General features: G+C 39.7%; 10 protein-coding genes. 2 read left to right on the top strand and 8 right to left on the bottom strand.

The genetic code is table 11. From position 1 onward, the window contains the following. Positions 1–15 precede the first annotated feature (15 nt). The 8 genes from tgt to safA all read right to left on the bottom strand — a co-directional run bounded on the left by tgt (position 16) and on the right by safA (position 7,571). On the bottom strand, positions 16–1,155 hold the full coding sequence (gene tgt / locus BN1068_RS12320; protein WP_077603153.1) for a tRNA guanosine(34) transglycosylase Tgt: 1,140 nt from the start codon (positions 1,153–1,155) through the stop codon (positions 16–18). A 58-nt stretch (positions 1,156–1,213) separates the two neighbouring features. After that, positions 1,214–2,242 (bottom strand): tRNA preQ1(34) S-adenosylmethionine ribosyltransferase-isomerase QueA, encoded by a 1,029-nt coding sequence (gene queA, locus BN1068_RS12325; RefSeq protein WP_077603154.1) that lies wholly within the window; start codon positions 2,240–2,242, stop codon positions 1,214–1,216. Positions 2,243–2,282: 40 nt separating this feature from the next. Further along, positions 2,283–2,474 carry a DUF2905 domain-containing protein gene (locus BN1068_RS12330; RefSeq protein WP_077603155.1) on the bottom strand — a complete coding sequence of 64 codons (192 nt, stop codon included), beginning with the start codon at positions 2,472–2,474 and terminating at the stop codon, positions 2,283–2,285. Further along, on the bottom strand, positions 2,474–3,481 hold the full coding sequence (gene ruvB, locus BN1068_RS12335; protein WP_077603156.1) for a Holliday junction branch migration DNA helicase RuvB: 1,008 nt from the start codon (positions 3,479–3,481) through the stop codon (positions 2,474–2,476). Before ruvB ends, BN1068_RS12330 begins: the two co-directional genes overlap by 1 nt. Positions 3,482–3,496: 15 nt before the next feature. Then, a complete protein-coding gene (gene ruvA / locus BN1068_RS12340; protein ID WP_077603157.1) occupies positions 3,497–4,105 on the bottom strand; it encodes a Holliday junction branch migration protein RuvA in 609 nt (202 codons plus the stop codon). A gap of 885 nt (positions 4,106–4,990) precedes the next feature. Next, positions 4,991–5,722 carry a YebC/PmpR family DNA-binding transcriptional regulator gene (locus tag BN1068_RS12345; RefSeq protein WP_077603158.1) on the bottom strand — a complete coding sequence of 244 codons (732 nt, stop codon included), beginning with the start codon at positions 5,720–5,722 and terminating at the stop codon, positions 4,991–4,993. A gap of 84 nt (positions 5,723–5,806) precedes the next feature. Next, positions 5,807–6,301 (bottom strand): YhcN/YlaJ family sporulation lipoprotein, encoded by a 495-nt coding sequence (locus BN1068_RS12350; RefSeq protein WP_077603159.1) that lies wholly within the window; start codon positions 6,299–6,301, stop codon positions 5,807–5,809. Between the two features lie 67 nt (positions 6,302–6,368). Next, positions 6,369–7,571 carry a SafA/ExsA family spore coat assembly protein gene (gene safA, locus BN1068_RS12355; protein ID WP_077603160.1) on the bottom strand — a complete coding sequence of 401 codons (1,203 nt, stop codon included), beginning with the start codon at positions 7,569–7,571 and terminating at the stop codon, positions 6,369–6,371. A 474-nt stretch (positions 7,572–8,045) separates the two neighbouring features. Here safA and BN1068_RS12360 point away from each other — a divergent pair, with 474 nt between their 5' ends. Together BN1068_RS12360 and BN1068_RS12365 are read left to right on the top strand one after the other, a co-directional pair. Beyond that, positions 8,046–9,668: a BCCT family transporter gene (locus BN1068_RS12360; RefSeq protein ID WP_077603161.1), complete on the top strand. Its 1,623-nt coding sequence runs from the start codon at positions 8,046–8,048 to the stop codon at positions 9,666–9,668. Between the two features lie 532 nt (positions 9,669–10,200). Continuing rightward, positions 10,201–11,823 carry a BCCT family transporter gene (locus tag BN1068_RS12365; protein WP_077603162.1) on the top strand — a complete coding sequence of 541 codons (1,623 nt, stop codon included), beginning with the start codon at positions 10,201–10,203 and terminating at the stop codon, positions 11,821–11,823. The last annotated feature ends 53 nt before the right edge of the window (positions 11,824–11,876 follow it).

Here is an 11,876-nt window from a genome sequence, read left to right on the forward strand (position 1 = left end):
TGTTACATCTCCTTCCTAAAAGTTCTTTGGATTTTCTTGATTCAATCCATATTGTTCAAAGAATGACTCTTTGAAATCACCAAGTCGATCTTCTTTTATAGCAGTTCGAACTTGCTCCATTAATTTTAACAGAAAATGCAGGTTATGATAAGTCGTAAGTCGGAATCCGAATGTTTCATTGCATTTTATCAAGTGACGAATGTAGGCTCTCGTATAATTTTTGCATACATGACAATCACAATTTTCATCAATTGGTGAAAAATCGCGTGCGTATTTTGCATTTCTAACGACTAATCTGCCATTGGATGTCATACAAGTTCCGTTTCTGGCAATCCGGGTCGGCAATACACAGTCAAACATATCTACACCGCGGATAGCTCCATCAATTAACGCATCCGGCGATCCCACTCCCATTAAATATCTCGGCTTATTTGCCGGTAATAATGGTGTTGTGAACTCGAGAACCTGGTTCATAACATCCTTTGGCTCTCCAACAGATAATCCACCAATAGCATACCCTGGAAAATCAAGTGAAACTAAATCACTCGCACTCTGCCTTCTTAATTCCTCATACTCTCCGCCCTGAACAATACCAAAGAGCCCTTGAGTCTCCGGCCGTTTATGAGCCTCGAGACAGCGTTCAGCCCATCTGGAAGTCCGTTCCACAGATGATTTCATATAATCATAGGTAGCCGGATAAGGGGGACATTCATCAAATGCCATCATAATATCTGACCCTAATGCATTTTGAATATGCATTGCTTTCTCCGGAGATAAAAACAGCTTCTCTCCGTTTAAATGATTACGGAAATGAACGCCTTTTTCTTCTATTTGGCGCATATCACTTAAGCTGAAGACCTGGAATCCGCCTGAATCAGTCAAAATTGCTTTATCCCAATTCATAAATTTGTGCAAGCCGCCAGCTTCTTCAATAATATCTTCTCCCGGACGCAGCCATAAATGATACGTGTTAGAAAGAATTATATTTGCCTGCATGGAGCTTAATTCCTCAGGACTCATCGTTTTTACAGTTGCCAGTGTTCCGACAGGCATAAAGGTCGGTGTATCAAAAGACCCATGCGGCGTATGCACGCGTCCGAGTCTCGCCCCTGTCTGTTTATCTGTTTTTATTAATTCATACGTTATAGGTATCATGATTTCTCTTCCTTTTTTTCAGTCTAAACATATCATAACGCAATTATACCCGATAAAGCTAGATAATTAGCATAGCATCCCCAAAGCTGAAAAAGCGGTAACGCTCCTTAACAGCTTCCCGGTATGCATGGAGTACCTCATTTTTTCCTGCCAGCGCACTAACCAGCATAATAAGCGTCGATTTAGGGAGATGAAAATTTGTAATCAGCCCATCAATTGCCTGATATTGATATGGTGGATAAATAAAGATATCGGTCCAGCCGCTTGTTTCCACAAAGATTCCATTATTATCACGGGCAATTGTTTCCAGTGTACGGGTTGAAGTGGTTCCAACCGAAATAATTCTTCTTCCCTCTGCTTTAGCATTATTTAACGCTTCACTGGCTCCCTCCGACATACGATAGAATTCACTGTGCATCGTGTGCTCTTCAATAGAATCCACACTGACCGGCCGGAATGTACCCAGACCGACATGGAGCGTGATAAAAATAACCTCGACACCTTTATCCTTTATCTGCTGTAATAATTCCTCGGTAAAGTGCAGCCCGGCAGTCGGAGCAGCAGCAGATCCCTTTTCTTTTGCGTAAACGGTCTGGTAACGGTCTTTTTCTGACAGCTGCTCTTTAATATACGGCGGCAGCGGCATTTCACCCAGCTCATCTAATATTTCATAAAAAATACCGTCATAAGTAAATGTCACTGTACGGCCGCCATGCTCTTTAATTTCTGTACAGACAGCTTTTAATAGCCCGTCTCCAAAATCAATGACAGTTCCTTCTTTTACTTTCTTAGCAGGTTTTACTAACACTTCCCAATTGTCGTCCTCTTCCTGGTGCAGTAAAAGAACTTCTATTTTTGCACCTGTATCCTCTTTTACTCCATACAAACGCGCCGGCAATACCTTTGTATCATTTAAAACCAGACAGTCACCTGCATGCAGGTAATTTATGATATCTGAAAAATGCCGGTGCTCTATTTGTCCTGTCTGTTTATCCAGAACACAAAGTCTGGATGCTGTCCGGTCCTTTAAAGGTGTCTGCGCAATCAATTCTTCAGGCAGCTCAAAGTCAAAATCTTCTATATTCATGTCTATCTCCTTACTTTCTTCTTAAGGTTCCTGTCAAAACTTATCTGAATCTGCTTATAATAAATAAGATCAAAGACAGTACAACACTAACCAGAATAGAAGTCATTAATGGGAAATGAAAGGTCATATTTCCTTTTTGAAATGTAAAATCACCTGGCAGTCTTCCAATGAACGACCAAAGTAAACCAATTACAATCAGAACAATCCCTGCAATAATAAATAATTTTCCCATTATTCTTCCTCATTTACCATCGGTATGCCAAGATGATCATAAGCTTTAGGTGTAACCCGTCTTCCTCTTGGAGTCCTCTGAATAAAACCTAATTGAAGCAGAAAAGGTTCATATACTTCCTCGATGGTTTGCGATTCCTCGCCAATTGTCGCTGCAATCGTATCTAGTCCAACAGGCCCGCCGTTAAAGCCTTCAATAATTGCTTTTAACAGCTTATGATCAATATGATCCAGCCCTGCGTCATCGACCTGCAGCATTTTTAATGCCTGTCTGGTTGTTTCAAAGCTGATCTCTGTTTCACCCTTCACCTGTGAGATATCACGTACTCTTTTCAGTAAACGGTTTGCAATACGGGGCGTCCCTCTGGACCTGCGGGCAATTTCTACTGCCGCATCCTCTGAAATGGTCATATGAAATATATCAGCTGTGCGCATTACAATCCGGCGCAGGTCGGCCACTTCATAGTATTCCAGCCGGCTAAGGACACCAAACCTGTCACGCAAAGGCGCGCTTAACAGTCCTGAACGTGTTGTTGCTCCTACTAATGTAAAAGGCGGCAAATCAATCCGGACGCTGCGCGCACTTGGACCGCTGCCAATGACAATATCGATAAAAAAGTCTTCCATTGCTGGATACAGCACTTCTTCAACTGATCTTGGAAGGCGGTGTACTTCATCAATAAATAATACATCTCCCGGCTCTAAAGAAGAAAGAATTGCTGCTAAATCTCCCGCTCTCTCAATGGCAGGGCCGGAGGTAGACCTGAATTGCACACCCATCTCATTAGCGATAATAGAGGCTAACGTTGTTTTTCCGAGTCCCGGCGGTCCATATAATAATACATGGTCAAGCGGCTCTTCACGCATTTTTGCAGCCTGAATAAAAATACTTAAATTTTCCTTTACCTTAGACTGACCAATATAATCGTCTAATTGCAATGGTCTCAGGCTTTGCTCAATGGATACATCTTCTTCATGTAAGTTTCCATCTATCATACGTTCATCCAATAATAACACTCCTTTCTATTTTGCTAATAGACTAAATGCTTTGCGGATGACTTCGTCCGTATTTTTCAATGTACTGTCCGACTTCAGCTGCGGTGTAATTTTTTTCAGTTCATTTGGTGTAAAACCTAATGATTTTAAAGCGTCCAGTGCTTCAGATACGATTTGACGATCTTGTGTACTGTTTCCTTTTTCTGATTCCTCAGCTGTACTTTCTATCGCAAAGTCGTTTACCAGTTTTCCTTTTAAATCTAAAATAATTTGACGGGCCGTTTTCTTTCCTACACCAGGAAAGGTTGTTAAAAACTTCTCATCTTCATTTTCGACTGCCGCAATAAACCCATGGATATTTACACCGGCCAAAATTGCCAAAGCTCCTTTAGGACCAATCCCTGATACAGAGATAAGCTTGGTAAATAAGTATTTCTCATCCGTATTCCGAAAACCGAATAAGATTTGCGCATCCTCTCTGACATGATGATGCGTATGTATTTGGACTTGCTGATTCATTTCCGGTTCAAACACATAAGGATTGGGACAAATAATCTCATACCCAATCCCATGCACATCCACAATGACAGCATTTTCTTTTATTGAAGTAAGCTTCCCCTTTATATATGCAATCATGTTAATCTCCTTTTATTCTTTACTCAACTTTCGCACTTAAAAAAAGTAACTTCCTATCCATAAGAATAGGGGGGTGATCATTTCTTCCATCTAACTCTTGACAAAGCATAAACTCTATCGAGAAAGAAGTAATGTGTGAGGCCACCGCTGCGGCGGACCGTTTTGCTTTCCTAGGGGCACGCTCTTCAGCTAACTTTTGCCAAGAAGAGCACTTGGCAAAAGTGGATCTTCAGATGGTGCTTAATCCCTCAGGAGTCAAAACGGTCCGCCTCCGCTAGTAAGATCTTCTATACTGAAATAACTGAACAAATAAAAGGTAGAACTGACAGAACAAATTTTTCGTGTAGCATCATGCTAAACATGCTTAGTAATCCTTTTTTTGGTACACGAAAACTATTCTAATTATTTATGCTGTCATGATTTGAACTGCTAAAAATCGTTTGAAACACCAGCATGTTTATTTAGGCTAAAAACGATGATTTCATCTAACTTCATCAGGATATTACTTCTTCCATGCGCTGTAGAATCCTATTAGAGCACAGGCCAACCACTTAGACTCCTATGGGAACAGGGCGAGCTAAAGATCCACTTGAAAAGCGGGTTTCTTTTCAAGTTAGCTGAAGCCGTCCCCATGGCAGACTAAGGTCGCAACGTCCTGTTGCAACGTCTGCACTAGTACGTCCTGTACGTCGGAAAGCGGAGTGGTTGGCCGGAGCGGAAGCTATACACAATCTCCATTTCAATAGAACGATGTCTCAACAACATGCAGGATAATGAATACCATGTACATCTTGGTACAGCAAGGTTAGTATGTTTATTCTTAGGTGCGAAAGTTGAGTTCGTTAGAAAAACCAATGAATAAACTTCTATATTATAAATAGAAGTTTATTCATTCGACTCCAGATTATGATGAACATCCTGCACGTCTTCGCTTTCTTCCAGCGCATCCACCAGCTTCATCATTTTCTCTTCATCCTCCGGAGATAGAGAATTAAAATTTTGTGGAATTAAAGTGACTTCGGCATCAGCGAGTTGGTAGGACTGCTCTTCTAAATAAGAGACCACATTCTGATAGTCCTCAGGGCTAGTGAAGATTTCGTATGCTCCATCCTCTACACTGACATCCTCTGCTCCTGCTTCCAATGCATCTAAAGTAATCGTATCTTCATCAATAGAACCATCTTCATTTTCAACGACAATATAACCTTTCCGGTCAAACATAAAGGATACACTGCCATTTTCACCTAAATTTCCGCCATTCTTTTTAAAAGCATGTCTAATTTCAGCAGCGGTACGATTTTTATTATCCGTTAATACATTTACAATGACAGCAACTCCGCCGGGACCGTATCCTTCATACGTAATTTCCTCGTAAGTGGCGCCATCCAGCGTACCAGTTGCTTTTTTTATGTTTCTCTCTATATTATCATTCGGCATATTATCAGCCTTTGCTTTATCAACAGCTGTTCTTAAAGCAGCATTGGTATCCATATCTCCTCCGCCGCTTTTCGCAGCAAGATAGATATCCTTTGCATGCCTCATAAAAATTTTACCTTTTTTTGCATCTTGTGCGTTTTTTCTCTTTTGTATATTTTTCCATTTGGAATGTCCAGCCATTAGACATACTCCTCTCTCGAAACTCTTTTTTTACTATATCAAAAAAAGTCCCATCAGAAAAGGAAAACCGTCTTTTACCCACAACTATTCAAAAAGATTTTGAAACAGATGTTCCACATCTTCCCCCATCTGATTCGCTTCATTACGTGCATTAAAATCTTTTACCCGCTCCCATTTCGCTACATTGTTATAAATAAACAGCTTTTTATCTGTATTCAAAATATGCTCTATATCGTCACTTACTTCCTCGAAATCACGATGATCTGTTCCTTTTTTCATTTGGACTGCCACAACAACACGATCTGCTGTTGTAACAACCTGTACATCTTCCACCTCTATATTCTCCCGAAGCATTTCTTGAAAGGCTGCCGATTCATCTCTATCATAGGAGTCTAATGACGGCGGTCCGTTTTGTCTTTCAGCATTGTTTTCTGAAGGCATTTGTTCTTTATTTTCTTCATAGTGAATTGGCTGGACTGGCTGTTCATTGCTTGCGCTTCTTCCTGTAGATGTATCTGTACAGCCTGTCAGTACTAATAAAATGGATATTGCATAAATCATATATTGTATTTTCAGCATAATAAAATCCTCCCTTATACTTTAGTATGGATAAGGAAGGACTTTTTAGACATTTAATTTAAAGTTGTTATGAACTGGAATCATGCTTATCTTTAGGCTGTTCCGGAAAGAATGGCGGCTTTGGATAGAATGAATTTTCTGGTGAATTGGATAATGGTGCCGGGTTAAAATAAGCATATTGCCGATTCTCTGTTACTCCTGGATATTTCCTTGTATTATCCATAAATGACGCAGACGTCGGCATCGGGCTTGGATTGTCAGATGAGACAGGATTATTATCTGCAGGCTGATTGGAAGCTGTTACATGATTTGCTGATGTATATATATCAGGTGCAGGTCCTTGCCGGTTCATCTGATTTACAGCCTGCTGCGGCTGATAAGGCATTATTCCTTGAAACTGCTGGTTTACATCTTCATACTGCATTTCATTGAATCCCATTGGTGCAGGGTTGAAAACAGCTTGCATCGGCCCTGATTGATTCTGATTTTCCCCGCAGCCACAGTCCCCCCCAGAATGCATAGGAGGCATCATCGGAAATCCTTGCTGCATTCCCGGATGCACACCATACGGATTATAATGGGGCATCGGCGGACAAGGCATGAAAAATATCGGCATCATTGGCGGACAAAAAGGCACTGGTTCACAAGGAATTGCTGCTGGTTGTTGATAAGCTTCAAACTCAAAGGCCTCCTGCTGCTGTTGCGGCACTTCTTTGCCGGCAGGCTGTTGCTCCACACTCGGTGCGGTTTTTTCTTTCTTCTGCTGTTTAGGAGGCTCTGCTTTCTTGACCGGTTTTTGCTTTGGTTTCGGCGGCTGTTTTAAAATAGGCATAGAAGGTATCTGGGGCATTTTGGGCATAACTGCTTCAAACTGTTCTTTTTTCTTTTCTTTTTGATCATCTTCTTTTAATACAGCAATTGGTGTCGGTGACTTTTGTTTATATGGATGTTCTGTTTTTTTCTTTTCTTCTTTCTGAACCGGTTTTGTCTGTTCTTTTTTGGCAGGTTTTACCTCTTCTTTAGAAGGGGATGTCTTTTGCTCTTTTTTAGATGTTTTTTCCTTCTTGGACACGGGTGTCATCTGTTCCTTTTTGGATGTTCCTTTTTGCACTTGTTTTGTAGAACCCGGTATTTTTATTTTCATTCCAGGCATAAGCTTTTCCGGGTTAGCTAGATGTGAATTTACCTTTTTCAATTCCTCAAAAGAGGCATTATACTTCTCCGCCAATTTCCATAACGTATCTCCAAGCTGTACAATGTGTATTTTCAAAAATAACGAACTCCTTTCCCTTTCATCATTGAAATGGGCTAATGCTCTATATCAGCATATGCACATAATAGAAAAAAGTTGCACAAGGACGATTACATCCTTTTTTATTTTGAAGCTTTCCGTCCAGTTTTGTACTGGTAAAGAAATATCCATTGTTTTCACTCAATATTCTCTCTCAGAAAAGCTGCCCGCCAAAATAGTATTAATGACCATTAATGTTTAAACCTGATCTGTACATACTAAGCAGAGAAAGCATTGTTTAAATAAAAATTTTTACGATAGTTATTTATTTAGACACGCTTCAATCATAACTTTGATTTTAGGGCAGGGCCTGAAGTGTGAAATCTATTTTCGTTTCGACCATAAATGTTATAGCTGAGGCTATCCTTTTTATGGTTGCTCAGGATACGGAATTCTAAAAATATATATTAATCATCATTATACGTACATTTTAAATACTGGAAGGTGAAAATTATGAGTAAAAACTCTAAAAAAAGGAAAATATCTAATGTTTTTATTTATGCCTCTATTGTTGTTGGCATCTTAGTAATACTTGGAGCAGTATTTCCAAATCAATTCGGGCAAATTTCCGGTAACTTATCATCCTGGATTACGAACTATTTCGGCTGGTATTACATGATTCTTACCACCCTGCTTGTCTTCTTTTGTTTATTTCTTATTTTCAGTCCAATTGGTACTTTAAAATTAGGGAAGCCAAAAGATAAGCCGGAATTCAATACAATTTCTTGGCTTGCCATGTTATTTAGTGCCGGGATGGGAATTGGATTAGTGTTTTATGGTGCATCCGAGCCAATTTCACATTATATTGCTCCGCCTACAGAAAACCCAGAAACGAATGCTGCAATGCTTGAATCGATCCGCTCCACTTTTTTACATTATGGATTTCATGCCTGGGCTATATATGGAGTAGTTGCACTCGCTCTCGCATATTCACAATTTAGAAAAGGTGAAGTCGGACTATTATCTAAAGCACTGCGTCCATTATTCCATGACCGTGTGGATGGTGCATTCGGTACTGTCATAGATGTATTAGCCGTTTTTGCAACTGTGATTGGTGTCGCTGTATCACTTGGTGTCGGAGCTTTACAAATCAATGGCGGTTTAAACTACCTGTTCGGTGTACCCAATAACACGATCGTTCAAGGCATCATTATTGCTATTGTGACGATGCTTTTCTTAATCAGTGCTTGGAGTGGAATAAATAAAGGACTTCAATATTTGAGTAATGCAAACATGGTGTTGGCCGGCATCATATTTCTCACTATATTAATTGTTGGACCAACCATTCTAATCTTAAATATGATGACAAGCGGTGCAGGCTCCTATTTGCAAAATCTTCTGTTCAACTCTTTAGATGTCGCACCACTAAATGTACAAAAGAGTGCATGGATGGCTGACTGGACGCTTTACTATTGGGGCTGGTGGATGAGCTGGAGCCCATTTGTCGGTATCTTCATCGCCCGTGTTTCCAGAGGACGGTCGATTCGTGAATTTGTTTTGGCTGTGATGCTTGTCCCCACCATCATTAGTATTTTATGGTTTAGTGTTTTCGGTGTTACAAGTATTTCGGTTGCACAAAAGACTCCACAAATCTTTAATTTGGGTCCTGAAACGCAATTATTTGCAGTTTTCAACGAAATACCATTAGGCACCCTTTTATCCATTGTTGCAATTGTGCTCGTAACCATATTCTTTATAACCTCTGCAGATTCAGCAACTTTCGTTTTAGGGATGCAAACGTCATTTGGGTCCTTAACTCCAGATAGAAAGATTAAAATTGTTTGGGGAGCTTCCTTATCAGCTATTGGATATGTCCTCCTTTTAGCAGGTGGGGAAAATGGTCTCGATGCACTGCAATCAGCTGCAATAACAGCTGCCTTACCATTTAGTATCGTTGTTATACTACTTGTAATATCCTTCTTTAAAAGTGCTAATGAAGAAAGGAAATTTTTAGGTTTATCCATCACACCTGACAGAAAAAGAATGCAGTCCTACCTGGAAAATTCATCAGAAGAATACGAAAAGAAACTAGAAACATACCGGGAAAAGAAAAAAGACGATGCGAAAGGAATATAACAGATGTTTAAGAATGATCCATCAAGAGTAAGAAACTTCTGCGTGAGAACGTCCACATCCAGAGGCGGAAACTTCGATTACTTGCTTCATCAAACCATTTGGAGACAGCACTAAAGTCATCATATTCTGTGAGAGCCCGTTAACTTGTTTCTCCGTCAATCTTTGTGCTGGATTTTTTGAACACCTATTGCATGCTAAAAGTGCTGAGAAGAAAATGAGTCAGCACTTTTTCTTATATCATCTTATTTTATCAAAGGTTCCCCGCTTAAACAGGTCTTGCAAACAGACGAGTGCTGTATAAAATGTTTTCTTTTTTCTTATGGAGGTATATAGATATAAGGGCAAACCTTGCAACAAGAAGCTTAATAAAATTGAAAAAATTATTCTTAGTGTAGTACAGCGGGGGATTTCTCTGTATTTTCATTCGGACTGCAGTTGATTTTATGATGGTTCCTTGTTAGGATATGAAAGTCTAAAGAATACAATATTTATTTGTATTTATAGATTGTTTAAATACAGGAAGGAGCAAATTATGAGTAAAATCTCAAAGAAAAGAAAAATGTCCGATGTTTTTCTATATGCCTCTATTTTTGTTGGCATTTTAGTAATTATTGGAGCGGTATTTCCAGATGGTTTTGGACAGGTTGCCGGTAATATATCATCCTGGATTACTGAAAATTTTGGCTGGTACTACATGATTCTTACAACTATACTTGTATTCTTTTGTGTATTTCTTATTTTCAGCCCAATCGGAACTTTAAAATTAGGAAAGCCAAAAGACAAACCGGAATTTAACACAGTCTCTTGGCTGGCAATGCTATTTAGCGCCGGGATGGGTATTGGATTAGTATTCTATGGTGCATCTGAACCTGTTTCACATTATCTTGCACCGCCAACGGCAGATCCGGAAACAAACGAAGCTATGCTTGAATCGATGCGATCAACCTTTTTACATTACGGTTTTCATGCGTGGGCCATATATGGGGTCGTTGCCCTGTCACTGGCATATTCGCAGTTTAGAAAAGGTGAGGTCGGACTTTTATCTAAAGCGTTACGCCCATTATTCCATGACAAGGTTGATGGTCCGTTAGGCACTTTAGTAGATGTTCTGGCAGTTTTCGCAACTGTTATCGGTGTCGCTGTATCACTTGGCGTAGGTGCCTTACAGATTAATGGCGGTCTAAATTATTTACTGGGAGTACCTAACAATATTTTCGTACAGGCAATCATTATTGCTGTTGTCACCGTATTGTTCTTAATCAGTGCGTGGAGCGGATTGAGTAAAGGTATTCAATACTTAAGTAATACAAACATGGTATTAGCAGGAATTTTATTTCTTATCATATTAATTGTAGGGCCAACTATTTTAATTTTAAATATGATGACAAGCAGTGCTGGCGGCTACTTGCAAAACTTTTTGCATAATGCCTTAGATGTTGCACCGCTAAATCAACAAAAAGCTGAATGGCTGTCCCAATGGACTATTTATTACTGGGGCTGGTGGATGAGCTGGAGCCCATTCGTAGGAATCTTTATTGCCCGTGTTTCTAAAGGTCGGACTATTCGCGAATTTGTTTTAGCAGTCCTTCTTGTCCCTACTGTTATTAGTATTTTGTGGTTCAGCGTGTTTGGGGTTACTGGTATCTCTGTCGGACAGAGCGTTCCTCATATATTTGATATGCCTCCTGAAACACAATTATTTGGCATTTTTAATGAAATCCCTATGGGTACTGTGTTATCTGTTGTTGCAATTCTGCTCGTATCCATATTCTTTATTACTTCGGCAGATTCAGCAACCTTTGTATTAGGAATGCAAACTTCACATGGCTCTTTAACTCCTGCCGGAAGAATTAAGGTCGTTTGGGGAGTTTCCTTATCAGCCATTGCGTTTATTCTTTTATTAGCGGGTGGAGAAACCGGTCTTGATGCTCTGCAGTCGGCCGCTATTATAGCTGCGCTGCCATTTAGTTTAGTTGTCATTTTACTGGTTATATCCTTCTTCAAAATTGCAAATGAAGAAAGAAAATTCTTAGGTCTGACAATAACACCTAATAAGAAAAGGATGCAGACGTATTTGGAAACGTCGCCGGAGGAATATGAAAAGACATTGGAAACATACAGAGAAAAACGAAAAGACAATTCAAAAGGAATATAAACTGAAAAAAGTGCTGGACATATTGTGTCTCAGCACTTTTTCTTATTTCTTGG

Origin of the sequence: Oceanobacillus sojae (assembly GCF_900162665.1) — a bacterium.
Classification (GTDB): Bacteria; Bacillota; Bacilli; order Bacillales; family Amphibacillaceae; genus Oceanobacillus; species Oceanobacillus sojae_A.